Here is a 23,691-nt window from a genome sequence, read left to right as displayed (position 1 = left end):
GGCCGTCATTAGACGGTCTTTTTTTTTTGCGTAAAGAGGAATAAAGGAGGCGAATTGATTCTATTTGCAGTTAAAAAACTGTCGAACAATGACGATATAGAATTTAAAGAATAGATTCAATATATGAAGACGGGGGAAGTGTAACTTGCAGAATCAAAGATTTACCGAAATTATTTGGATGAGAAACAAGATTATTCTCTGTGCTTTTTGGGTTGTAACTCTAATTGGCGTGATTCTGGCATTTAAAGTGCCGGAGTTATGGACTACAAGTGCTCTTGCGGTTCCCTTAAGTGTGGTTTTAACTGTACTTCATCTGAAGAAAAAAGGAACACTTGTCCTGCCTTGGGTGTATACCGTTATTCTGACAGTCCTCGCCATTTATATGAATCAGGGTTCGGATGAATTTGGGACTTCACTGCTGCTGTGCTCGATGCTGCTGTTTTATCCGAGCTATCAATATTTTGCGATAACCGCTGGCGCAAATGCTGTCAATATTTTCATTCAGATCTTTTCGGGCCACTCCGACGCTGGTGCGAATCCCGGTTTTATGGCGTATGTAGGCGGCTTTGGGATATTTGTCCTAATCTGCGGTACCATGCTCGGTGTATCGATTGTTAACCGCAAGCTGTTTTTGCAAAGTGAACGGCATCAGCAGGAGGTTGAGGCTTCCGGCTTACAGGTGAAGTATATGCTGGACCGCGTCAAAACGGCGGTTGACGGATTGTATGCTTTTACCGGGAATTTCAAAGAGGAAGTGCAGATGGTCGATGCCATCACCAATGAAGTTGTGATCGGGTTTCAGGAAGTATCCAAAGGCATTGAATATCAGGCCAGCAGCATCGCGGAGATTACCGAGTCCATCTCGGTGTCAGATCAGCATATCCGTGATGTCGCCGGCTATTCCCAGGAAATGAAGCAGCTGTCTGCTGACACAGCAGAGGTGAGCGAACAAGGCAGCAGCAATGTCTCCTTGCTCACAGGGCAATTCACCGAGCTGGGTGAAGTGATGAACCATACCTCGGAACAGATGCAGGAATTCTCTCAGCGGAGTCTGGATATGCATTCGATGCTGGACGGAATCATGCAAATTTCTCGGCAGACCAATCTGCTGGCACTGAACGCTTCTATAGAGGCGGCACGCGCCGGGGAGCATGGCCGGGGGTTCGCCGTTGTGGCTGGAGAAGTGCGCAAGCTGGCCGAAAACTCTGCACATATTACCGATTCCATCAGTGAGGTGCTCGCCAGTCTCCAGCAGCAGACTGAAGGGCTGATCTCGCAATTTGAACAGAGCCTTGAGATTCTCCGCACAGGCAGTGAGTCTGTTCAGAGTACGGAGAAGGTGTTCGAGTCTATCCAGACGAACGCTAACAGGGTGCTGGTACAGGCCGGGGATGTAGAGCAAAGCTCAGCAGGCATGAAGCATTTCTCGGAGAAGGTTGTTAGTGAAATTACCGAATTCTCCAGTGTGACCGAACAGTCCAGTGCCGCAACGGAAGAGATTCTGGCCGGTGTGGAGGAGCAGCGCAATATTACGCATCAAATGGTGGAGAGCTTCAAGCAGCTGGAGAGTCTGATTGTAGGGTTGAACGATCTGGTCTCAGGTACAGGTGAAGATTCTAAGTAAGAATAGAATAGGTAAGATTCTAAAGCCGGCTGGGGGAAACCCTGTTCGGCTTCTTTTTTTCGTGGAGGCTCTAATAATGTACTTTGGGGTCCCTAATCATGTAAAATATAATTATTATAGAACATGTATATATTGCTCATTCTGACATAGGAGGTTTACCCTATATGCCCGTACGTCAAGAATCCATGCAAATTATGAACGCTGTACGCAATAATCTGGAATCCTGCATCCTTGGTAAATCATTTGAGATAGAGCTGCTGCTCACCGCTCTCCTTGCCGGCGGGCATGTCCTGATTGAGGATGTACCCGGAACGGGCAAAACTCAGCTGATACGGGCCCTGTCCAGATCCATGTCGGGGGAATACCGCCGGATTCAGTGCAACCCTGATATCCTCCCAAGTGACATTACCGGTGTCTCGGTCTATCATCCGCGCGATGAAATGTTCCATTTCCGTCCGGGTCCGGTCATGACCAATATTCTGCTTGCCGATGAGATTAACCGTGCCACTACCAAAACACAGTCTGCACTGCTTGAAGTAATGGAAGAAAGAAATGTTACGGTTGATGGAGAGACTTATGCGCTTCCGCATCCCTTTATGCTGTGTGCAACGCAGAACCCGATTGATTTTGAAGGTACGTATACGCTGCCGGAAGCCCAGCTTGACCGTTTCATGCTGCGGATCAGCCTTGGTTATCCGGATGCGGACACCGAGAAAAATCTGCTGATGAGCCATCAGCAGGGCCAGCCGGTGGACAGGCTGACCCCAGTGACAGGAATGGAAGAGGTGGCTGCGATTCAGGAAGAGATCCGTTCCATCTATATCAGCGATCCTGTACTGAACTATCTGCTGGATGTCGTCCGGCAGACCCGGGAGCATCCCCTGGTACTGCTTGGGGCAAGTCCCCGGGCTTCCTTATCATTCATGATGGCCTGCAAAGCCTATGCCTTCCTGCAGGAACGCGATTATGTGCTGCCCGATGATGTGAAGATTCTTACGCCTTATGCCTTGGGACACCGTATTCTGCTGCGGCCGGAGTCACGTTTGGATAACGTCAATGTAGATTCGCTGCTGCAGAAGCTTCTTCAGAGCATTCATGTGCCTGTCACGATGAGGCAGTAATATGAGAAGCTATCTGTCTGGGGTGGCCGCGCTACTTCAACCCCGCAAAATGGCCGGCGTTCTCGCCATTTGGGGCATCACACTGCTTTATGTGCTTTTCCAGGGCGGCAAAACTTCCTTTATGCTGTTTATTATGGTCACCGTGCTGCTGCTTTACTTAGTTATCGGAGGCCTGGGCGGTGTCCGCCGTGCAAGAGGCACCCGTAACCTGTACTCGGAGCAGGACAAGCCTGATTTGATATATGCAGGCGGGTTCCTTCGTGTGAAGCTGAACATCGCTATTCCGGGCTTTTTACCCTTGCCGTATGTAGTGGTGAGAGAAATACTGAAGCGCCACAACGGAGAATCGTGGATATTCGAGGAAAGTATCATCCCCAGCTTGAATGGCCGGGGAGAACTGCATTTCCAGACACCGGCACTGGAGCGGGGCCATTATACCTTTGAAAGTACGGAGATTCTCGCCGAGGACATCTTCGGGCTCGTGGAGCACAAGGGGACTTTTCAGGCAGAGGGCCAGTTCCGTGTGCTGCCGCGTTCGGTGTTTGTATCGCGCTGGCAGTTATATGAACGGAGAGCCCGGCTGGCCGGGCCCCAGGCTTCTCTGGTTCCCTCCCGCCGTGAGACTACGCAGATTAACGGTGTGCGCGATTATGTCTATGGTGACCGGCTGACCCGCATTCACTGGAATGCAACGGCGAAGACAGGTGACTGGAAATCGAAGGAATTCGAACATGAATCGATTCCCAAAACCGTACTGGTACTCGATGGAAGTGCAACAGCTTATGGCAGCTCCAATCATTTCGAGCTTGCTGTTTCCATCACTTCCTCCTTGCTGGGTTATGGGATTCGGGAACGGATTGGCATCGGCCTATGCTGTCTGGACAAAAACACCAAAGTGTTCACCCCTGCTGAAGGCAGTGCTGAACGCCAGAAAATGATCCAATATTTGATCGACATCAACGCGGAGGGCCGCGGGCCGCTGATTACCAGGCTGGAGAAGGCTTCCCGTATGTTCCCCAAAGGCTCCTATTTTGTCCTGATCAGTCCCCAGTCGGGCCAGCCTGTACTGGATGTGCTGCTCTGGGCGGAGAGCCGGGGAATGACACCTTCGCAAATTTATGTGCGCAATCCGGCTGCCATGAACCGTTCCCAGGAATGGATGAACGTGCTGGGATCACGCGGTGTTACGGGCTACAGCGTCAGTACACTGCAGGAGCTCCCCGCTGTGCTCGGAGGTGACAAAGTCATATGATACGCTGGTGGAACGGAATAAAATCCTCCTGGCACCATTCCTTCAGCCTGCTGTGGCTGATGGTAATTGCCCTCCAATGGATTTCTTACACAGAGACTTACTGGCTTGAAGTGACTACCGCGTCCGTGCTTCTGGCACTGGTAGCAGTGGCGGTAATTGAAATCCTTTTACCTGTCAAAGTGATCTATCGTCTGCTGTTTGAAGCTGCGGCTGCAGTATACCTGACCTATCGGATGATCCTTCATTACGCCGTGTACGTTCCCGATCCCTGGAGTCCTGGTCTGCAAGACAGGCTGCCGGATATCCTCTCGCATCTGGCGCCATATATCTGGTTTGCTTTTGGGGCTGTGGCCTTGCTTCTTATCTCTTCTTGGTGGGTCACCTCGAAAGCGCGGATTCTGATGTTTACCGGAATGAATATTGCGGCATTTGCGGCTCTGGATTCCTTTACTTCTTCTATACTATGGCAGGAAGTTGCATGGACGGTTTCTGCAGGGATGGGTTGGCTGGTGACCCAGCATTTAAGAAGCTTTCAACTGCATTACCCGCGCGGCTGGACTCATTTGCTGCAATACCCTTTCAAAATTGCTATTAACGTAGCTATTATCTTCTCTCTTGTGATCATTACCGGTGTGAATATGCCTGATGTACGTCCAACGCTGACTGATCCATATACGGCATGGCAGGAATGGAACGGCAATGGAGGTAACTCAGGCTCCGGCCGCACCGGCTCAGCTGATAACGGAACAGGAGCGGCTTCTACTGGAAGCACAACTTCCGGTTACAGTACGGATGACAATAATCTCGGTGGAGGCTTCAACTTCGATTATTCGCCGGTGATGACGGTGAACTCGAATCTGCGAACGTACATGCGCGGAGAGACACGCAGTGTATATTCCGGTAAAGGCTGGAGTGATGATGACCGTGAAGACAGAGGGCCTATTACTGAGGCGGAAGTCGGACAGAAGCTTGACAGATATAAGGCATCCAAGATAAAGACCAGAGAGCTGAAGCAGACTGTAAAGGTGCTTGGGGGCAATTCTTATCCTGCCATCTTCGGAGGCTACTCCATCTCGGAAGTGAATTCGGTGAATGGACAGGATACAAGCGGCAACCTGTTCTGGAGAAAAGAAGGCAGCGAGCTACTATGGGAATCTGACGAGAACACCAGGGCTTTTCCCCGGGAATATGTAGTGACCTCGCAGGTGCCGGTTGTTCCCGTTCAGGAGTTGAACAGACAGACTTACGAACAGCTGTATGGAGGGGCTGAGATTGACCAACAGTATCTGCAGCTGCCGGATAACTTCCCGAAACGGGTGAAAGAGCTGGCGGAGAAGGTTACAGCCCAGGGAAAGACCCCTTATGAGAAAACAGTCCTTCTGCAGCAGTACCTGCAGCAGAGCTTTCCATATACCAACCAGCCCGATCTCTCACGGCGCAAAAGCAAGGATCTGGTCGAAAGCTTCCTGTTCGAAATTATGGAAGGGTATTGCGACTACTATTCGACTGCGCTGGTTACCATGGCCCGTTCCCTGGATATTCCAGCCCGCTGGGTCAAGGGCTATGCGCCGGGTGAACAGGCGCAGCTGCCGGACAACCTTGCTATTCAGCAGGGAAGTGATCTCATTAACAACAATTACACGATAACGAATGCAGATGCCCATTCCTGGGCTGAGGTTTATTTTGGGGAGTATGGATGGGTTCCGATCGAGGCTACTCCCGGCTTCACGGCACCGCTGCTGACACAGAGCCAGGAAGCCGTACCTGAAGAAACTGCGGCACCGGAGGAAGAAGAAAGCCGTCCTGAGCCCGAGAAGGTGAACAAACCATCACAGGAGCAAGGTTATCGTCTGGGAACTTGGGGGGTAGCCGCTGCAGCCGTTGTGCTTTTGTCCTGGACAGGCTTTGTGCTCTGGCAGCGCCGCTTCAGCCTGCGCTTCTTCATACAGCGTCTGCGCTACGGCCAGCCATTGTCTCCGGTTCAGAAAGTTGAGGCGGAAACGGCGCGCTGGGTAAGGTATGCACGCAGAAAGGGCATGCTTAAGGAAGAGCATGAAACGCTGCGCGAATCCGTTGATCGCTGGAGCCAGGAACGCCCTGCAGCATCCGGTAATCTCACGGCTCTTCTGCGGATGTTCGAACGGGCAAAGTACAGCCCTGAGGTTATTGAAGACAAAGACTGGCGCAACGTGTATACTGAAGCTTTGCGGCTGCGCACAAGCATCAAGTCCGGCAAGTAGCGGCAGAAGCGCGGGAAAGGCCGCTCCGGATTCATTTGCGAAGCGCAAAGAGTATGATATAGTTTTTCGTATGAAATCGAGGTGAAACGTATTGTTTGAAAGGTTAATACCCAAACTCCGGGTGAATACGGTATTCGACATAGCTCTGGAAGAGCTGTACGCTCTTGGATACCGCGGCATCATTACGGATCTGGATAATACGCTGGTCGGCGCCAAAGCGCCTCTGGCTACTCCGGAGCTGCTGTTATGGTTCGCGAAGGTGAAAGAGCTGGGATTCAAGCTCATCATCGTATCAAACAATAACATGGACCGGGTGTCACGCTTTGCAACGCCGCTTAATATTGAGTTTGTACACCAGGCACGCAAGCCCAGCAATACTCCATTTCTAAAAGCCATGAAGCAGATGGAGCTTAAGCCGGAACAGACCATTGTCGTCGGCGATCAGTTGCTCACGGATGTATATGGCGGCAACCGTCTGGGGCTGTACACGGTGCTCGTGCTCCCCATCTCCGTGAAAGATGAAGGGATCGGCACCAGATTCAACCGCCGGGTGGAGCGCATTGCAACCACACGGCTTCGCAAGCAAGGATTGTGGCACGAGGAGGATAAACCTGAATGAATTCAATGAATGAATCGAAGCACCCTGAGAAATGCAGCGGCTGCGGCATTAAGCTGCAGACTACGGACAAGGACATTCCGGGATATATTCCGGAGGTGGCTTTTGAGCGGGAACCCGTGATTTGCCAGCGCTGTTTCCGTATCAAGAACTACAATGAAGCCTCTTCCGTCTCGGTGGATCAGGATGAATTTCTGCATCTGCTGAGCGGAGTTGGAGAGAAGAATGCGCTTGTCATTCATATTGTTGATCTCTTTGACTTTGAAGGCAGCCTGATCTCCGGTCTGCAGCGCTTCGTAGGCAACAACCCTGTCATTCTGGCAGTGAACAAAAGCGACTTGCTCCCCAAGGTGACCAACTGGAACAAGCTTCGCAACTGGATGCAGCAGCGCTGTAAGGATCAGGGCTTGCGGACTGCAGAGATTGTTCTATGCAGCGCCAAGCGTAATCAGGGGTTTGACCGGCTGCTGGAGGCAGTCACTGAACTGAGAGGCCAGCGGGATGTATATGTTGTCGGTGCTACCAATGTCGGCAAGTCTACGCTGATTAACCGGTTGATCTCTGATTACAGCGATCTGGAGCAGGAGCTGACCACCTCCCGTTATCCGGGAACCACACTTGATATGGTGAAGATTCCTCTGGATGACGGACACTACATCATTGACACCCCGGGGATTGTATATCCTTGGCGGTATAGTGAGCTGGTGGAACGCAAAGACCTGGGGGCAGTAATGCCCGAGAATCCGCTGAAACCGGCGGCTTATCAGCTGAATGAGGGGCAGTCGCTGTTCTTCGGTGGCCTGGGCCGCTTTGACTTCGTAAAAGGTGAGCGGCAATCCTTCACCTGCTACATCAGCGGAACGCTGAAGATTCACCGCACGAAGCTGGAACGTGCCGATTCCCTCTATCAGGAGCACCGCGGCGAGCTGCTGTCTCCGCCGGGAACCGCTGACATGGACAAGCTGCCGCAATGGCAGCGGCACGAGTTCCGCATCGGCCGGAACAGCCAGACGGATCTTTTCATTTCCGGGCTGGGCTGGATTAAGGTGAACGGCACAAGCGGTGCAGTTGTAGCGATTCATGTTCCGCGGGGAATCAAGGTTCTGACCCGCCCATCGCTGATCTGACTTAGAGGAGGGTGAATAAGCTGTGGCAAGCGCAAACAGCGATTACAGGAACAAGGAGATATTGCTTGGGGTAATGGGTGATCCCATTGCCCACTCCAAATCCCCGGTTATGCATGGAGCGGCCCTGAAGGCGCTCGGGATATCCGGGGCTTATGTGCCGCTGCATATTGTCCCCGGTCAGCTGGGTGAAGCCATTCAAGCTGTTCGTACCCTGGGATTCCGCGGTGTGAACGTGACGATTCCGCATAAGGTTGCGGTAATGGAATATATGGACAGGCTGGATGACAGCGCGCTTGCTGTTGGCGCAGTCAATACGGTGGTCAACGATGATGGTGTGCTCACCGGATATAATACGGACGGCATCGGATATGTACGCTCGCTGAAGGCGGAGGCTGCACCCGAATTGTCAGACACACGCATTCTGGTCATAGGTGCCGGAGGAGCGGCAAGAGGTATTGTTGCCGCGCTGCTGAAGGAGCATCCGCAGGAAGTGATAATTGCCAACCGGACCGAGGATAAGGCGAAGCAGCTTGCTGCGGCCTTTCAGGCGAAAGGTACGGTCTCCGGTATTGCAATGCATGAAACCCCGGTTCATATTGCCGGGATGGATATTGTGATCAATACCACCTCTGTCGGCATGTATCCCCACATGGATGCCACACCCATTGATCCTGCTCTGCTCCATGAAGGGATGATCGTTAGTGATCTGATCTATAATCCGCTGCATACCAAGCTGCTAACGGAAGGACAGAAACGGGGCTGTATCATTCATGGCGGTCTTGGCATGTTCGTCTATCAGGGAGCATATGCGCTGGAGTATTGGACTGGACAACATGCGCCGATAGATATCATGCGGCAGACGATTATGGAGTGTCTTGGGGATACTTATACTAATTAGTTCGCTATATTTAGGGTAATAATATTTGTTAATTAAGGAGCTTGTTCATTTATGTTAACTGGAAAACAAAAACGCTATCTCCGTTCGCTTGCGCATCATCTGGATGCGGTATTTCAAGTCGGTAAGGGCGGTGTCAACGATCATCTGATCCGCCATATCGAAGAGGCTATTGAGAAGCGTGAACTGATGAAGATCAGCGTGCTGAATAACAATGCGGATGATCCGAAGGAAATCGGCGCTGCCCTTGCAGAACAGTCGGGTTCCGAGCTGGTGCAGGTTATCGGCAAGACCATCATTTTGTACAAGGAATCACGCGACAACAAAACCATCGAACTGCCCCGTTAATACGGCTCCCGCAGCTTGCGGGGAAGTGCAGTATACCCTGATTATAAGAGGAGGTAAACCTCTTGAGAGTTGGAATAATGGGAGGGACCTTTGATCCTCTTCATATCGGCCATATGATGGCAGCGGAGACCGCGAGGGAATCCTACGCGCTGGAAGAGGTATGGTTCATGCCCTCGCATATCCCGCCGCATAAGCATGAGGCAGGGGCATCGGGTGAGGAACGGCTGGCCATGGTTGAGGACGCTGTAAGGAGCCATGCCGCGTTCGGGATACTGGACCTGGAAATCGCCAGAGGCGGTGTCTCCTATACGTTCGAGACCATCACCATTCTGCAGGAGAAATTCCCGCAGCATGAATTTTTTTTCATTGTCGGAGCCGATATGGTCCAGTACTTGCCGAAATGGCACGGGATTGAAGAGCTGGTTCGGCGTCTGACCTTTATCGGAGTAGGACGGCCGGGAACCCCACTCGATCTTACGGCGCTGCCCGGTTTCATTGCCGAGAAGGTGCTCCTTGCAGACATGCCGCTTGTAGATATCTCTTCAACGATGCTGAGAGCCAGAGCCGCTGAAGGCAAGTCCATAAGATATATGGTGCCTGATGCTGTATACGATTATGTTCAAAGGAGTGGGTTGTATGGCATTCAGCCGCGAAGCGCTGATTGAAGCTGTCTCCGCCCAGATGCCCGACAAACGCTGGAAGCATACCCTGGGCGTGATGGAGACATCGGTGAAGCTGGCAGAACGTTACGGCGGGGATCCGGTCCGGGCGGAGACAGCGGCGATCCTCCATGATGTGGCCAAATATTGGCCGGTGGAACGAATGAAGGAGATCATTGAACAGAATGGGCTGTCCATCGAGCTGCTAAGCTACGATAAGCAACTGTGGCATGCCGAGGTTGGCGCATTTGTTGCCGAGCATGATTATGGAATTACCGATCCTGAGGTGCTGGATGCGATCCGTTACCACACTTCAGGACGTGAGGGAATGGGCCTGCTGGAGAAGATCGTCTGTCTGGCTGATTACATTGAGCCGGGTAGGGATTTTCCGGGAGTGGAAGATATCCGTAAGTTGTCCAAGGTAAGCCTGGAAGAAGGGCTGATCGCAGGATTTGACTCCACTATCAGCTTGCTGCTCCAGAAACGACGTATCGTGTTCCCGCTGACCGTGCTGTCCCGCAATGACTTAGTAAGAATAATGGAGGATAAAATATGAGTGTAGAATCTGGCAAGCTTTTGCAATTGGCCCTAAAAGCCGTCGAGGATAAAAAAGCAATGAACGTGGTCGCGCTTGACCTGCGCAGTGTGTCGCCCATCAGTGACTATTTCGTCATCTGCCACGGGAATTCCGATACACAGGTTCAATCCATTGCCACTGAGGTGCGCAAGGTTGTTCATGAAGCCGGGGGGGTTATCCGCGGCATTGAAGGCATGGATTCAGCCCGCTGGGTGCTGATGGATCTGGGCGATGTAATCGTGCATGTATTCCACCGCGACGAGCGGGAATATTACAACATTGAGCGCCTATGGTCCGACGCCAAGGTTGTGGAGACCGTATGAGTCTGATTGCCGGAACGACGGTTACTCTGGAGGTTCTGCGTGAGGTATCCCCTTACGGCTACTTTCTGGGTGCTGGTGATCAGGATGTGATGCTGCATTATACAGAGCTTGTCGGCAGTAAGCCGAAGAATGGCGATAAGGTTGAAGTGTTTATCTTCTTCGATACAGAGGACCGCCTGGCGGCTACGATGAAGAAGCCATATTTGACCTTGGGTGAAATGGCGCTGCTCGAAGTGGCGGACATTCACCCCCGTCTGGGCTGTTTCCTGGAGATGGGACTGGGCCGGCAGCTTCTGCTGCCGATCCGCGAGCTGCCAGAGCTGATTGAACTGCGCCCGCAGGTGGGCGATAAGGTTTTTGTGCTGATGGAGCATGATAAGCAGGGTCGGCTTCGCGCCAAGCTTGCAGGCGAGCAGGAGCTTGCACCGCTGGCATTGCCTGCACCAGAGTCCTGGATGGGCCAGACTGTAAAGGCAAGAGTATACAAGCCGCTCCAGATGGGCACGTTTGTGCTTGTAGACGGTGGCGTGCTGGGCTTCGGGATCATAGGCATGGTGCATTCGTCTGAGCGCAGCCGGTTGCTGCGGCTAGGCGAGGAAATCGAAGCCCGGGTCTCCCATATCCGTGAAGATGGCCGCGTCAATCTGTCGATGTCCCAGCGTAAGGAAGTGGGCCGGGATGTCGATTCCGCAGCACTGCTGGACTTCCTGAATGAGCGCCCTGGCGGGGCGATGCCTTATTCCGATGCCACGCCTCCCGACATCATCAAGCAGCGGTTTGGCATCAGCAAATCGGCATTCAAGCGTGCGCTTGGCAAGCTGATGAAGGAAGGGCTCGTGACTCAGAAGGAGAACTGGACCTATCTGGTCCGTAACGAGGAAGATGGAACGGATCAGAGTCAGACCAAGAATGAACAAGAGCCTGAAGAATAATATGCCGGAAGCTGAAGGTCAGCTTGCCTGCAGTGTCATTTACAGAAAGTCGGTGTAGCCAGTGTCTTCCTATGGTAAATTTGCTTATGTGTACGATGAGCTGATGGCGGATATGCCCTACCCGGATTGGCTGACCTTTGCAGAGACAGCCTGGAGCAAGTACGGCAAGCCATTGACGGTTGCGGAGCTGGGATGCGGAACCGGAAGCATTACCATTCCGCTTGCCGCTGCCGGCTACCACATGACAGGAATTGATCTGTCCTCAGATATGCTGTCTGTGGCCCAGATGAAGATGGAGCGTCATCCTCAGGGACGACGCTTTCTGCGTGAGGGCAGTGTCCGCTGGGTACGGCAGGATATGAAAGAGTGGGAGCTGCCGGAGCTTGTTGATTCGGTGATTTCCTTTTGTGATTGCCTGAACTATGTGCTGGAGGAGCAGGACGTCCGTTCCGTATTTGAACAGACCTATGCCGGTCTTAAGCCGGGAGGAAGCTTCCTGTTTGATGTGCATCATCCTAATACCCTTATCCGTTATGAGGAGGAGCAACCGTTTGTGCTGGACGAGCCTACGGTATCCTATATCTGGACTTGCGAAATGGATGTACCCCGCCGTGAAATTGAGCACCATCTGTCCATCTTCGCCCGTGAAGATGGAGGAAGCGGCTTATACCGCCGTTTTGAAGAGACTCACATCCAGCGGGCGTATGATCCCGAGTGGATGACGGAGGAGTTGCGCAAGGCGGGCTTCAGTGAGGTAAAGGTCTACGCTGATTTTGAATGGGTGGAGGCCGATGATAGTGCCGGACGGCTGTTTTATGTAGCTGTGAAATAAATACTTAGTATATAAGGTCCTTACCTGTCTCAGGGAAGGGCCTTTTTGGTGTTTGCAATTGGATGGGAACACATGAGGATTTCTCGTAAAAAAACCGGCTCTGTACGAATACAGGGCCGGCATCTTTCAACCTTTTTCAGCGGTGCTCGAACAGATCAATGGCTCCCAGTACGATGTGGGCTAGGCCAAATCCAAGAATGCCTGTAGCGGCCATCTTATACCTGCTGCCAAGAAAAGCTGCGCTAGAAGCAGTTACTACAGTTCCAAGAACGGTGGGAATCATACCTTCACGCATTCGAAACACTCCCTTTTACCTGGATTGAAAGACCTAGTTAGTGTGGGCTAAGGGGTGGATATTTATACTGTGGATAGAGTGGCTATCTTCTTCTCCCGGAAGCTCACAGATTACTCTGCAAGGGTTGGAGCGGGTCTGGGGGTAGCGTCTTCCACTTCATGTACATTGTAGAGCACACGAGCCATCAGATCCTGGCTGTAGTTACCGAAATGCTTGCCGTAAATCGTTAATCCGCGCTTGTTGACCGATTTATCTGTAACTGCAATACGGAAGGTCAGCTCGCTTTTGAAATCCAGCTTGATATCATCCAGTGTAATATCCGAAATCCGGCAGCCGTCGATAAAGCTTCCTTCGTTGTTGATGCGGATAAGCTTGAGCATGCCATACTGGTTAAGGTGAGGAGGCCACCAGTCGGGATTGAAAGTGCCGCGTGCATCGCCGAAGTCGCCAGGACTGGTCCAATAGCCGATTTCGATACCATTCACGTAAAAATACAAATCCGAAGGATAGTTATCGTTGAATCCCGGTGCTTCTGAACCAATCTCCATGGAGAACTGAATTTCGCGGAAGGTCTGGTTCGCCTTAAGATAATTCGGAATCCGGTATTCAAGAAATCCTTCGGCCATCCAGATGATCTCGGAATCAATCCGCTGGGGGTCGGCAAAATAACGCGGTTCGTCAAAGTCTCCGATAATGCTGTCTTTCGTGGCCAGACCACAGGTGGGAACTGCCTGATAATTGCTGTAATGCCCAACCTGGATTTCGACTTCGTATAAATTGTCGGTTTCCTTGCTCCGTAAATCTACCATGAGTTTGTCTTTATTCAGATAACACACCTTTTGGATACCATGCTTGCCGACCGAAGTATTGATCTCGATCAGCCCGCTGTCCTCAAGCTTCTTGATGTGCATCGTGATAGCGCCATTGCTGAGATTTAGCTTCTTGGCGATTTCGTTGAGGTTTAGGGCTTGATTGGTAGCAAGCAGCTCTAGAATCTGAATCCGGATCTCGGAGCTGAGAGCTTTAAAGATATCGATGCCGCTCATTAGATCTTTAATATAAATCATAATTGCTGTACCTTCTTCCGCAGACGTCATTAACAAAACTATTTTATAAAATTATAAACTAATTAAGCCGAAAAGGGAAGTATTCTCCAGTTATTTGTCTATAAATTTAAAAATTTAGCTGTTTTTTGATGATTTCGCCCCTTTGTTTTATATTTTAATAAAAAATAATGGTGAAAAAAAATAAAAAAGGCTATTTTTTTCTGAAAATAGGCCTTATTCACCTTTTGTTTCGAATATATATGAATAGATTTATATTATTATGTTTACAAGCAACCTCTTGTATGTTATTTTATATCTGTAAGCGAATACATTCAAATGTTTTTTAATTATTTAATGAATATGTGAAATGGATAGCCGGAACTAACCCGCATAGATTTTGAGAGCGGTTGCATTAGTTCTTTCTATATAGCATCTACATTGTTCAGAAAACTCTAGGAGGGGTTACCGTGTTAAAGAAAAAGGGCTGGTTTACACTGCTGTCGTTAGTATTGTGTGTTTCCGTTATTCTCGCAGGTTGTGGTGGAAACAACAACGCATCATCTGGCAGCAACAATAAGAAAGGAAATACCGCCAGCGAGAGCAGCAAATCCAATGAAACCAAGCAACTGACCTTTATGTTTAGAGGCGGGACAGATGAACAAAAAGCTTATGAAGGTGTAGTGAAACAATTTGAAGCAGATCACCCGAACGTAAAGGTGAAGATCGTTGTAACTGCAGCTGATCAATATGCAACTAAATTAAAAGCTTCTATTACAGGCAATAGCGTACCGGATGTCTTTTACTTCGAATCCGGGGATTTGAAAGCGTATGTCAACAGCGGTGTACTACTGGATCTTACCAGCTATGTAGAAAATAACCCGAACATTGATTTGAACAACATTTGGAAGTACGGCGTAGACCTGTACCGTTATGACGGCACGATGGCCGGCCAGGGCAACATCTATGGTATGCCTAAAGACGTGGGGCCTTTTGCACTCGGTTACAACAAAACTATGTTTGAAGCCGCAGGCATTCCGCTTCCTGATAAAGATAAACCTTACACATGGGATGAGTTCATCAAAGTGGCACAGCAATTGACGATTGACAAGGATGGTGACGATAAGCTGGATCAGTTCGGCGCGGGCTTCAACGTTCAATGGGCCCTGCAGGCGTTCGTATGGAGCAATGGGGCGGACTGGATTGATTCCACGAAGACCAAAGTAACTATTGATGATCCTAAATTTGCGGAAGCTCTGCAGTTTTTTGCGGACATGCAGAACAAATACGGCATCACGCCTTCTACTGAACAAGCTCAGACCCTTGATACTTACCAGCGTTGGATGAAAGGCGAAATGGCGTTCTTCCCGGTTGGTCCTTGGGACATGAGTACTTATGAGAAACTTCCTTTTGACTATGACCTGATTCCTTACCCTGCCGGTTCCACAGGCAAACCGGCAACATGGACCGGATCACTGGGTATCGGCGCATCTGCCAAGACCAAACATCCTGAAGAAGCTACAGAGCTGATCAACTACCTGACTGCTTCAAAAGAAGGTATGGAAGCTCTTGTAAAAGCAAAAGTACAGATTCCTAACCTGATAGATATGGCTAAAGAGTGGGCAGCTGATACTACAACTAAACCAGCTAATAAAGAAGAGTTCCTGCAAGTGGTCAACGAATACGGCAGAGTGCTACCAGGCCACTATACTTACAATGCAGAGTGGTATAACCTCTTCTTCACGGATATTCAACCTGTTATCGATGGTAAAGTTACGGCTGCTGATTATGTGAAATCCGAACAGCCTAAGATGCAAAAGCTGTTAGACAAAGCGATTCAGCAAGAAGAAAAATCGAAGAAATAAGCTACAGCTTACATTAATTGGATTAAAAAGTGATGTTGGCCACTATAGACAGCGGCCAGCATCACTTTTATCTACTATGAGAAATTGAAATTGAGGTGATTGTATTGATAACCAAGTCGAACCTCTACCGGAAGGAAAAGATCTACGGATTCTTATTTATTCTTCCTCCGCTTTTGGGACTGTTGATCTTTACGCTGTACCCTATGATCTATTCGATATATGGCTCATTTACAGATTGGGACGGACTCGGCCAGATGAATCTTATTGGACTGAGCAATTTCAAGGATCTGTTAACGGATGAGCTCTTCCACAAAGCTTTGTTCAATACACTGTTCATGATGCTTGGCATACCGATCGGTATTGTTCTTGCACTTTTATTGGCGCTCGGTTTGAACCGTGGAGTACCGGGCACTACGGCTTTCCGTGTGATTTACTATGTTCCGGTTATTTCTTCCCTAGCAGCGGTATCTATTATGTGGAACTGGGCCTATAACGGGGACTATGGACTGGTTAACCAGTTTCTTGATCTCTTCGGAATCAGCGGTCCCAACTGGATGGCCAATAAATTTACTGTCAAACCCGCACTGATCATTATGGCAGTGTGGAAGGGCGTCGGCTATACGATGCTGTTGTATTTAGCGGCATTACAGAGTGTTTCAAGATCCTACTATGAAGCGGCTGAGCTGGATGGCGCGAACGGCTTCAAGGCATTCTGGCACATTACCTGGCCTATGGTGCGTCCCGTTACCTTCTTTATCATCGTAACTAATATTATCGGAGGATCGCAAATTTTTACCGAGATGAACATTATGACTCCAACTGGCGGGCCGGAGTATGCTTCAGCATCCGTTGTGTTCTACATTTGGCAGAAGGCCTTCGGGAACTTCCAGATGGGCTATGCTTCCGCAATGGCAGTCGTACTCGGCTTCTTTATATTTGTCGTGACTCTTATCCAATTCCGAATGAACGAGAAACAATCGTTCGATGTCGATTGATATGAGAGGGAGGAACGAATAAATATGACAAGAAGAAGAAGAATTACCAATTCAATCATATTCACTTTGTTATTAATCGGCGCTGTATTCATGATTGGACCGCTGCTCTGGATGCTATCCACTTCACTTAAAGATAAACAGGATGTATTCGCATTGCCTCCGGTCTGGATTCCCAATCCATTTATTTTTAGTAAGTACCATGAGATTTGGGAAGCAGGCCCACTGTTGAGCGGTATCAAGAATAGTGTGATCATCGCAGTAAGTGTAACTGTGGTGGGAACGTTCACCTCAAGTCTTGCGGCATTTTCTTTTGCTAAATTGAAATTCCCTGCTAAGAATAAGATTTTTCTGCTCATGCTCTCTTCATTAATGATTCCATACCCGGCAGTCATGATTCCGCAGTTCTTCATGTTCTCCAAGCTGGGATGGGTAGATACGCTACTGCCGCTGATCGTGCCCGGGCTGTTCGGGAATATCGTGATGATCTTCTTCCTGCGGCAATATTTGAGCAGTGTGCCTAACGCTATTATTGAAGCCGCCAAAATTGATGGCAGTTCCTATTTCCGTCTGTTCAGCTCGATTACCTTTCCGCTCATCAAGCCTGCGGTTGCGGCACAGCTGATCCTATGGTTTATGGGAATCTGGAATGATTACCTGTCACCTATTATTTATCTGAATTCACCGGAGAAGCAGACCCTCCAACTGGTCATTGCCAACTTTAATGCCACCTATGCCATTCAGACGGATTATCCGCTGATCATGGCAGCCTCTATTATTGCCCTGTTGCCGATGCTGATTATCTTCCTGGTGTTCCAGAAGCAAATTATCGAATCCGTGGCTATATCCGGAGTGAAGGGATGATTCCATTTTGTCTAACCTTAGTGGCAGCGGACTAGTATTTCCTGAATCACCGGGTGAATTCAAGCTGTATGATAGCTCCATTCTCGATCAGGAGTCGGAGTGGGGCGTACATAATGCGCATGACCCCGGAATCGTGAAGACGGAGCAAGGATACTATGTTTTTTCAACCGATGTAAGGGTCGGCGGGGAAGTAGTGCCAGGTGTGATGGTACGTAAATCTGCGGATCTGATCCACTGGGAGTGGGTGCATTATGCACTGCCCGGTATTCCGCAGGTTGCCAAGGAATGGGCGAATTCCATTAATCTATGGGCTCCTGATGTGGTGGAGGTGCATGGGGAATACCGGATGTACTATTCCGCCTCTACATTTGGCAGCCGTCAGTCCATGATAGGATTACAGACCGCTGCTTCGATAGAAGGTCCCTGGACGGATAAAGGCGTTGTGATTGCCACCCGGGCAGAAGATGCACTGAATGCAATTGACGCCAATGTGGTAACGGATGCAGATGGTCGGATGTGGATGGTGTATGGTTCCTTTTTTGGCGGCATTCACATTATCGAGCTGGATAGCGGGTCCGGCAAGCCCAAGCAGGAGGGATTCGGAGAGCTGCTGGCCGTCCGTGATCAAGCGACGGAAGACGGAGCGGTTGAAGGTCCATACATTGTCTACAATGAACAGTTCAAGAAATATTATCTGTTCGTTTCCTATGACTCACTATTCGAAGATTACAATGTCCGCGTTGCACGGTCGGATTCCATCACTGGCCCTTATGTCGATATGCATGGCCGGGATATGAAGGACAGCCGGCATTTGCCGCAGTATGAGGTGGGAGTGAAGATTCTGGGAGGCTACCGTTTCGGTCAAGATCCAGGCTGGATTGCGCCGGGTCATAATTCCGTATTGAACGATGGCGGGACCTATTACATGGTGCACCACGCACGGGGAGGACAGGATAAGCTGTGGCCTTATCTGCATATCCGCAAAATCCTGTGGACCGAAGATGGCTGGCCGGTAGTATCTCCGGAGCGCTACGCGGGAGAAACAGAACAAAACATTCCTGCAGACCTGATTCCAGGATGCTGGGAGCGGCTCTTTCTTGATCCGGCTGTGGATGGACAGGTAGAGTCAAAGCTACTTGAATTGCATGAGAACGGCGGCCTGACCGGAGCGCAGGGTACGGGAAAGTGGATTTTTGATGGAAAAAGAACATTAACGCTTAACTGGAATGACCTCCCGGAAGGTAAAGGACGATGCGAGAAGGTACAGCTTCTTCCTTCCTGGGATTGGGAAGAAGATAGACAAACCCTGGTATTCACTGGGATGAATGATGATGGAATTTCCAGTTGGGGAAAGAGAAGCTCCGGAAATTAACTTATATCTCGAGCGGAAAAGAATGGAGATGACAACAATAAATACTGTGAGAATCATTGCAGATGTAAGTAAAGCAACAATTAGCCGACATTTGTACGGGCACTTCGCCGAACATCTCGGCAGATGTATCTATGAAGGGATTTGGGTTGGGGCAGATTCGCCGATTCCCAATACGGACGGTATCCGCAATGATGTAATAGCTGCGCTGCGCAAACTGGATATTCCGGTGCTCCGCTGGCCGGGCGGCTGCTTCGCCGATGAATATCACTGGAAGGACGGTATCGGCCTTCCGGAAACCCGCAAGCGGATGATCAACACCCACTGGGGCGGGGTAGTCGAGAATAACCATTTTGGCACACATGAATTCTTCCGCCTCTGTGAGCTGCTGGAATGTGAACCGTATATTTGCGGCAATGTCGGCAGCGGCACTGTTCAGGAGATGTCCGAATGGGTCGAGTATATGACCTTTGACGGCGAATCGCCTATGGCAGGGCTACGGGCTGAGAATGGACGGGAACAACCGTGGACTCTGAAATATTTTGGCGTCGGAAATGAGAATTGGGGCTGTGGAGGCAATATGCGTCCGGAATATTATGCCGATCTGTACCGCCGCTACCAGACGTATGCGCGTAATTACGGTGATAATAAGCTCTACAAAATTGCCGGAGGCGCCAACGTGGACGACTATAACTGGACGGAAGTGCTGATGCGCGAAGCCGGACGGTACATGGATGGTCTTAGCCTGCATTCCTATACCATTCCGGGCAGCTGGGAAGAGAAGCGTTATGCACTCGGCTTCGACCATGGCGAATGGTTCGAGACGATGAAGAAATCCCTCCATATGGATGAACTGATTACCCGGCATTCAGCGATCATGGACAAATATGATCCGGAGCAGCGGGTAGGATTGATTATAGATGAATGGGGAACTTGGTTCCTCAGTGAGCCGGGAACCAATCCCGGGTTCTTATATCAGCAGAATACACTGCGTGACGGACTAGTGGCCGGGATTCACCTGAATATTTTCCAGAACCACAGCAAACGGGTGCATATGGCGAATATTGCGCAAATGGTCAACGTATTGCAGGCGCTGATCTTAACCGAAGGTGACAAAATGCTGCTTACACCTACGTATCATGTCTTTGAGATGTACAAGGTGCATCAGGATAACGAGCTTCTTGAGGTGACTTTTGAGAGTCCGGTGTATAGCATGGGCGGTGAGTCTCTCCCTCAGGTGAGCATATCCGCTTCCCGGGATGCGGCCGGCAAGATTTACATTTCCCTATGCAACATCAGCCATGCGGACAGCGCGAGCCTAAGCATTGAGATGATCGGTACTTCGGCGGGAACCGTATCGGGTCAAATTCTGACCCATTCGGACCTGAATGCCCACAATACCTTTGAGGCACCGGAAACGGTTGCGACGGCTCTTTTTACAGGGGCAACACTGAAGGATGGAGTACTGGACTGCCAGCTACCTCCGGCATCGGTGGTTGTCCTTACCCTGGTGTAAAAAACTTATAAAGGAGAGACTATAATGAGCAGGAATAAAGAGTACAGCAATCCGCTTGTGGAGCAGCGTGCGGATCCCTGGTTATATAAGCATACAGATGGTTATTATTACTTCACGGCTTCAGTGCCGGAATACGACCGGATTGAAGTAAGGAGAGCCGATACCATTGAAGGTCTTCGAGATGCCGTGCCTGCAGTGGCCTGGCGCAAATATGAGACCGGACCGCTCAGTGCCAACATCTGGGCCCCCGAAATCCATTATATCCAAGGCAAATGGTACATTTACTTCGCGGCTGCCCGGACGACGGAGACCAAGGAAGGGCTGTTTGATCACCGCATGTATGCACTGGAGAACGAATCGGCGAATCCGCTCGAGGGACATTGGGTGGAGAAGGGCCAGGTGATAACTGCCTGGGAGTCTTTCGCCTTGGATGCGACCAGCTTCCAGCACAAGGGAGTGCTCTACTATGTATGGGCACAGAAGGACCCGGACATTCCGGGGAATTCCAACCTGTACATTTCAGAGATGGAGAATCCTTGGACACTGAAAGGTCCGCAGACCATGATATCCAAACCGGAGTATCCATGGGAAGTTATTGGATTCAGTGTCAATGAAGGTGCGGCGGTCCTGAAACGGGGCGGCAAAATCTTCATAAGTTACTCGGCCAGTGCTACGGACCATAATTACTGCCTAGGGCTGCTGATGGCCGACGAAGACAGCGATCTGCTGGATGCGGCCTCCTGGAGCAAGTACCCTGAGCCCGTATTCCAAACCAGTGAAGAGAACGGACAATATGGTCCGGGACACAACAGCTTCACGGTGAACGAGAACGGGGAAGATGTTCTGATCTACCATGCGCGCAATTACAAGGAGATCACCGGAGATCCGCTATATGATCCTAACCGCCATACCCGTGCCCAGGTGCTGAAGTGGAATGAAGACGGCACACCGGATTTCGGAGTGCCGGTCAAGGATGGCGGGAAGTGAGGAAGCAATTATAGAATTGGCAAATGAATAGCCATTATTCAAGTGAAAAGTGTCCTGGCAACCCTAATTAGGGTGGCGGGGCACTTTTTGCTGCTATATAAGGACAGGAAGCACTTAAAGGTAAAGCACATCAATTCCATGGAGGTTATGTGAAAATGGTGAGGGTCCGTGTAATCGAATTCCCGCCTTTGAAAGTCGTTAATTCGGGAAACATATCATCAATGAATGATTTCGAAGCCTTCGACCAATGGTGGTCATCGATCGACGCTAAGCATTACATTATTCCTTTCTTTATGATACAAAGGCTACGTAGAATTGGTGTGACAGGCAGAGATTATTCAGGGGAATCGAGTTCTTTGGCCTCAAGGGAATAGTAGCCACCTGTTGACAAAAACTCTTTGTCCTTCTGTTCGGGAGAGGAGGTGCCTCCAATTATTTTGCCATCAGAAAGCATGACGTTTAACACCGTCTCATAGTTATATTGTTTATAAAGTGAAGCGTATTTTTTATCTAGCGGATGCTGGTTAACTATAAATCCATAGGTGACAATTTCTTCACCGATATAACTGTCAGGCTTTACTTCTTGAACATCCCAAATCTCTTTATAGGCATACTGGGAGAGTTTCTGTTTATCAAGCGTGTATTTGCTAATTTCCCCTTCATACGAGAGTATATTATATCCTTTAGATATAATATACTCAGCTGCTGTCTTTTCGTCGCCAGTTATATGCTCAGAAACTTTTTGACCGCAAGCAGATAATATTATTGTTGTCAGTACCAATGCAAATAAATATGAGTATAATCTGTTTCGTTTCATTTTTCTAAGGGCCCTTTCTTTGCGTTATTTTTGTAGATATAAAAGAAGAGAGGGTCTTAGACCAGCTCTTCTTTTTCGCGAATTTAAAGCTTAGATTCATTTTATTCGATTTAAACCACATTAGCAGTTTCCTTATCTCTTTTCCGCAAGTAGAATCAAGCGATACAATCTTTCTTGCTCCATAATGACCTTAGAGTGGTTGAAACGGGGTGAATAGACGAATGTACGAGTGGCATAAGCAAATCCAAATCATCGTTGATGAGATTGACGAGTGTATTAAGAATCGTAACAGTGAAGCAATAACGCTGCGATTTCTTTCTCGCAAGTTAGGTTATTCCGAATTTCATACTACGAGAAAATTCAAGGAAATATCGGGTATGCAATTTAGGGATTATCTGCGGCATAGAAAATTAGCCTTTGCCCTAAAAGAGGTTCGGGATAGCGAAAAAAGCCTTTTGGATATTGCTTTTGATTATGGTTTTTCATCACATGAGGCGTTTACCAGAGCTTTCAAAGGAGTATATGGTGTAGCTCCAAGCGAATACCGGAATAAACCTAAGCCTGTCGTTCTTCGCACAAAAATTAATCCTTTCGACCGCTACTTTTTAGGATTGGGAGAGATTGGGATGATGAAATCTACAGAGGATGTCAAAGTTTATTTTATTACCATTCCGGCACACAAATTTTTGCACATTAAAAACTATGAGAGTAACGGATACTGGGATTTTTGGCAAAAGCAAAGTCTCATTCCGGGGCAGGACTGCGAGACCATTTGCGGCTTACTCGATAGTATCAAGGGCAAATTGGATGACGATGGCGGGAGCGAATCTAATAGTGGCAACGGTCAGATTATGGCATACATCAATGACCCGGACGGCAGACTCTGCGACTGGGGTATTCCACGTACAGAGTGTTATGGTGTACGTCTTCCTTTTGATTATAAAGGCGAAGTACCCACACAAATGCTTATGATTGATGTTCCCGAAGCTGAGTATATTGTTTTTGAACATGGGGCTTTTGATTATGAACAGGAAAATCGTAGTGTGGAGGAACGGATGGAAAAGACAATGGCAACGTTTGATTTTGCACGCACCGGTTACTGCTTTGATCCATCCCCTGGCAGAATCATTTACTTTTATTTTAATCCGGAACGGTATTTTAAATATATCAGACCCGTGCGAAAGTCATAACAGATTATTTCAACGTCCGCCTAATTTTTATTGCTGAATAATACAAACGTTGAAGGATTTTCCTATGATGTATTGAAAGATAGGAGTACCTGAAATCGATGTGCGGCGTTATTGGGAATGGGAGTAGTGTGTGCACAGATGTGATTGCCGTTGTCTACGCGGGCGATCACCCGCTCAGGGAATTATTTGTACAAAGGGGAAATTGAA

The 23,691-nt window shown here is 49.3% G+C and carries 23 protein-coding genes; 20 read left to right on the top strand and 3 right to left on the bottom strand.

Annotated features, from left to right (window positions below):
- Window positions 1-145: 145 nt before the first annotated feature.
- The 13 genes from AC0MA3_RS09210 to AC0MA3_RS09150 all read left to right on the top strand — a co-directional run bounded on the left by AC0MA3_RS09210 (window position 146) and on the right by AC0MA3_RS09150 (window position 12,546).
- Window positions 146-1,624 (top strand): methyl-accepting chemotaxis protein, encoded by a 1,479-nt coding sequence (locus tag AC0MA3_RS09210; protein ID WP_474655939.1) that lies wholly within the window; start codon window positions 146-148, stop codon window positions 1,622-1,624.
- A gap of 164 nt (window positions 1,625-1,788) precedes the next feature.
- The gene (locus AC0MA3_RS09205; protein ID WP_379160099.1) at window positions 1,789-2,745 is read left to right on the top strand and encodes an AAA family ATPase; all 957 of its coding nucleotides are present in this window, start codon (window positions 1,789-1,791) and stop codon (window positions 2,743-2,745) included.
- Window position 2,746: 1 nt separating this feature from the next.
- On the top strand, window positions 2,747-3,997 hold the full coding sequence (locus AC0MA3_RS09200) for a DUF58 domain-containing protein (protein WP_474655938.1): 1,251 nt from the start codon (window positions 2,747-2,749) through the stop codon (window positions 3,995-3,997).
- Window positions 3,994-6,237, top strand: coding sequence for a DUF4129 domain-containing transglutaminase family protein (locus AC0MA3_RS09195; RefSeq protein ID WP_474655937.1), 2,244 nt, complete (start codon window positions 3,994-3,996; stop codon window positions 6,235-6,237). The genes AC0MA3_RS09200 and AC0MA3_RS09195 overlap by 4 nt, the downstream gene beginning before the upstream one ends.
- A gap of 91 nt (window positions 6,238-6,328) precedes the next feature.
- Window positions 6,329-6,856, top strand: coding sequence for a YqeG family HAD IIIA-type phosphatase (locus AC0MA3_RS09190; protein ID WP_379160109.1), 528 nt, complete (start codon window positions 6,329-6,331; stop codon window positions 6,854-6,856).
- Between the two features lie 5 nt (window positions 6,857-6,861).
- Window positions 6,862-7,980 carry a ribosome biogenesis GTPase YqeH gene (gene yqeH, locus AC0MA3_RS09185; RefSeq protein WP_379160908.1) on the top strand — a complete coding sequence of 373 codons (1,119 nt, stop codon included), beginning with the start codon at window positions 6,862-6,864 and terminating at the stop codon, window positions 7,978-7,980.
- A gap of 22 nt (window positions 7,981-8,002) precedes the next feature.
- Window positions 8,003-8,878 (top strand): shikimate dehydrogenase, encoded by an 876-nt coding sequence (gene aroE / locus AC0MA3_RS09180; protein WP_474655936.1) that lies wholly within the window; start codon window positions 8,003-8,005, stop codon window positions 8,876-8,878.
- 51 nt (window positions 8,879-8,929) lie between these two features.
- Complete coding sequence (gene yhbY, locus AC0MA3_RS09175) at window positions 8,930-9,223, top strand: ribosome assembly RNA-binding protein YhbY (RefSeq protein WP_019912522.1); 294 nt, start codon at window positions 8,930-8,932, stop codon at window positions 9,221-9,223.
- Between the two features lie 62 nt (window positions 9,224-9,285).
- Window positions 9,286-9,888, top strand: a complete 603-nt coding sequence (locus tag AC0MA3_RS09170) for a nicotinate-nucleotide adenylyltransferase (RefSeq protein WP_474655935.1) — start codon at window positions 9,286-9,288, stop codon at window positions 9,886-9,888.
- On the top strand, window positions 9,860-10,438 hold the full coding sequence (gene yqeK, locus AC0MA3_RS09165) for a bis(5'-nucleosyl)-tetraphosphatase (symmetrical) YqeK (protein WP_379160118.1): 579 nt from the start codon (window positions 9,860-9,862) through the stop codon (window positions 10,436-10,438). Before AC0MA3_RS09170 ends, yqeK begins: the two co-directional genes overlap by 29 nt.
- On the top strand, window positions 10,435-10,782 hold the full coding sequence (gene rsfS / locus AC0MA3_RS09160; protein WP_379160121.1) for a ribosome silencing factor: 348 nt from the start codon (window positions 10,435-10,437) through the stop codon (window positions 10,780-10,782). Before yqeK ends, rsfS begins: the two co-directional genes overlap by 4 nt.
- Window positions 10,779-11,714 carry a CvfB family protein gene (locus tag AC0MA3_RS09155; RefSeq protein ID WP_474655934.1) on the top strand — a complete coding sequence of 312 codons (936 nt, stop codon included), beginning with the start codon at window positions 10,779-10,781 and terminating at the stop codon, window positions 11,712-11,714. Before rsfS ends, AC0MA3_RS09155 begins: the two co-directional genes overlap by 4 nt.
- Window positions 11,715-11,775: 61 nt before the next feature.
- Complete coding sequence (locus AC0MA3_RS09150; RefSeq protein WP_379160125.1) at window positions 11,776-12,546, top strand: class I SAM-dependent DNA methyltransferase; 771 nt, start codon at window positions 11,776-11,778, stop codon at window positions 12,544-12,546.
- 136 nt (window positions 12,547-12,682) lie between these two features.
- Here the strand turns inward: AC0MA3_RS09150 and AC0MA3_RS09145 are convergent, their stop codons facing one another.
- Both AC0MA3_RS09145 and AC0MA3_RS09140 read right to left on the bottom strand, forming a co-directional pair.
- Window positions 12,683-12,841, bottom strand: a complete 159-nt coding sequence (locus tag AC0MA3_RS09145) for a hypothetical protein (protein WP_025705470.1) — start codon at window positions 12,839-12,841, stop codon at window positions 12,683-12,685.
- A gap of 110 nt (window positions 12,842-12,951) precedes the next feature.
- Window positions 12,952-13,908 (bottom strand): ArsR/SmtB family transcription factor, encoded by a 957-nt coding sequence (locus tag AC0MA3_RS09140; RefSeq protein ID WP_379160128.1) that lies wholly within the window; start codon window positions 13,906-13,908, stop codon window positions 12,952-12,954.
- Between the two features lie 446 nt (window positions 13,909-14,354).
- Here AC0MA3_RS09140 and AC0MA3_RS09135 point away from each other — a divergent pair, with 446 nt between their 5' ends.
- From AC0MA3_RS09135 to AC0MA3_RS09110, 6 genes are all read left to right on the top strand, one after another.
- On the top strand, window positions 14,355-15,749 hold the full coding sequence (locus AC0MA3_RS09135; protein WP_474655933.1) for an ABC transporter substrate-binding protein: 1,395 nt from the start codon (window positions 14,355-14,357) through the stop codon (window positions 15,747-15,749).
- Between the two features lie 104 nt (window positions 15,750-15,853).
- Window positions 15,854-16,744: a carbohydrate ABC transporter permease gene (locus AC0MA3_RS09130; protein ID WP_379160912.1), complete on the top strand. Its 891-nt coding sequence runs from the start codon at window positions 15,854-15,856 to the stop codon at window positions 16,742-16,744.
- Between the two features lie 24 nt (window positions 16,745-16,768).
- Complete coding sequence (locus AC0MA3_RS09125) at window positions 16,769-17,605, top strand: carbohydrate ABC transporter permease (protein ID WP_474655932.1); 837 nt, start codon at window positions 16,769-16,771, stop codon at window positions 17,603-17,605.
- A 4-nt stretch (window positions 17,606-17,609) separates the two neighbouring features.
- On the top strand, window positions 17,610-18,977 hold the full coding sequence (locus tag AC0MA3_RS09120) for a family 43 glycosylhydrolase (RefSeq protein ID WP_474655994.1): 1,368 nt from the start codon (window positions 17,610-17,612) through the stop codon (window positions 18,975-18,977).
- Between the two features lie 28 nt (window positions 18,978-19,005).
- Window positions 19,006-20,490: an alpha-N-arabinofuranosidase gene (locus AC0MA3_RS09115; RefSeq protein ID WP_474655931.1), complete on the top strand. Its 1,485-nt coding sequence runs from the start codon at window positions 19,006-19,008 to the stop codon at window positions 20,488-20,490.
- 24 nt (window positions 20,491-20,514) lie between these two features.
- Window positions 20,515-21,477 carry a glycoside hydrolase family 43 protein gene (locus tag AC0MA3_RS09110; protein WP_474655930.1) on the top strand — a complete coding sequence of 321 codons (963 nt, stop codon included), beginning with the start codon at window positions 20,515-20,517 and terminating at the stop codon, window positions 21,475-21,477.
- A 334-nt stretch (window positions 21,478-21,811) separates the two neighbouring features.
- Here AC0MA3_RS09110 and AC0MA3_RS09105 read toward each other — a convergent pair whose 3' ends face one another.
- Window positions 21,812-22,294: a hypothetical protein gene (locus AC0MA3_RS09105; protein WP_474655929.1), complete on the bottom strand. Its 483-nt coding sequence runs from the start codon at window positions 22,292-22,294 to the stop codon at window positions 21,812-21,814.
- A 221-nt stretch (window positions 22,295-22,515) separates the two neighbouring features.
- Between AC0MA3_RS09105 and AC0MA3_RS09100 the strand changes: the two genes are divergently transcribed.
- Window positions 22,516-23,484, top strand: a complete 969-nt coding sequence (locus AC0MA3_RS09100; protein WP_474655928.1) for a helix-turn-helix transcriptional regulator — start codon at window positions 22,516-22,518, stop codon at window positions 23,482-23,484.
- Window positions 23,485-23,691 lie beyond the last annotated feature (207 nt).

The organism is Paenibacillus sp. LS-5 (genome assembly GCF_056121505.1).
The sequence above is the reverse complement of the archived record's forward strand: the minus strand, read 5'-3'. Positions and strand labels throughout refer to the sequence as shown.

What these genes read in the sequence shown, in the direction of transcription:
- AC0MA3_RS09205 (WP_379160099.1), top strand. Translation starts at nt 1,789, where the DNA reads ATGCCCGTACGTCAAGAATCCATGCAAATTATGAACGCTGTACGCAAT.
- AC0MA3_RS09200 (WP_474655938.1), top strand. Translation starts at nt 2,747, where the DNA reads ATGAGAAGCTATCTGTCTGGGGTGGCCGCGCTACTTCAACCCCGCAAA.
- AC0MA3_RS09195 (WP_474655937.1), top strand. Translation starts at nt 3,994, where the DNA reads ATGATACGCTGGTGGAACGGAATAAAATCCTCCTGGCACCATTCCTTC.
- yqeH (WP_379160908.1), top strand. Translation starts at nt 6,862, where the DNA reads ATGAATGAATCGAAGCACCCTGAGAAATGCAGCGGCTGCGGCATTAAG.
- yhbY (WP_019912522.1), top strand. Translation starts at nt 8,930, where the DNA reads ATGTTAACTGGAAAACAAAAACGCTATCTCCGTTCGCTTGCGCATCAT.
- yqeK (WP_379160118.1), top strand. Translation starts at nt 9,860, where the DNA reads ATGGCATTCAGCCGCGAAGCGCTGATTGAAGCTGTCTCCGCCCAGATG.
- rsfS (WP_379160121.1), top strand. Translation starts at nt 10,435, where the DNA reads ATGAGTGTAGAATCTGGCAAGCTTTTGCAATTGGCCCTAAAAGCCGTC.
- AC0MA3_RS09155 (WP_474655934.1), top strand. Translation starts at nt 10,779, where the DNA reads ATGAGTCTGATTGCCGGAACGACGGTTACTCTGGAGGTTCTGCGTGAG.
- AC0MA3_RS09145 (WP_025705470.1), bottom strand. Translation starts at nt 12,841, where the DNA reads ATGCGTGAAGGTATGATTCCCACCGTTCTTGGAACTGTAGTAACTGCT.
- AC0MA3_RS09140 (WP_379160128.1), bottom strand. Translation starts at nt 13,908, where the DNA reads ATGATTTATATTAAAGATCTAATGAGCGGCATCGATATCTTTAAAGCT.
- AC0MA3_RS09125 (WP_474655932.1), top strand. Translation starts at nt 16,769, where the DNA reads ATGACAAGAAGAAGAAGAATTACCAATTCAATCATATTCACTTTGTTA.
- AC0MA3_RS09115 (WP_474655931.1), top strand. Translation starts at nt 19,006, where the DNA reads ATGACAACAATAAATACTGTGAGAATCATTGCAGATGTAAGTAAAGCA.
- AC0MA3_RS09110 (WP_474655930.1), top strand. Translation starts at nt 20,515, where the DNA reads ATGAGCAGGAATAAAGAGTACAGCAATCCGCTTGTGGAGCAGCGTGCG.
- AC0MA3_RS09105 (WP_474655929.1), bottom strand. Translation starts at nt 22,294, where the DNA reads ATGAAACGAAACAGATTATACTCATATTTATTTGCATTGGTACTGACA.
- AC0MA3_RS09100 (WP_474655928.1), top strand. Translation starts at nt 22,516, where the DNA reads ATGTACGAGTGGCATAAGCAAATCCAAATCATCGTTGATGAGATTGAC.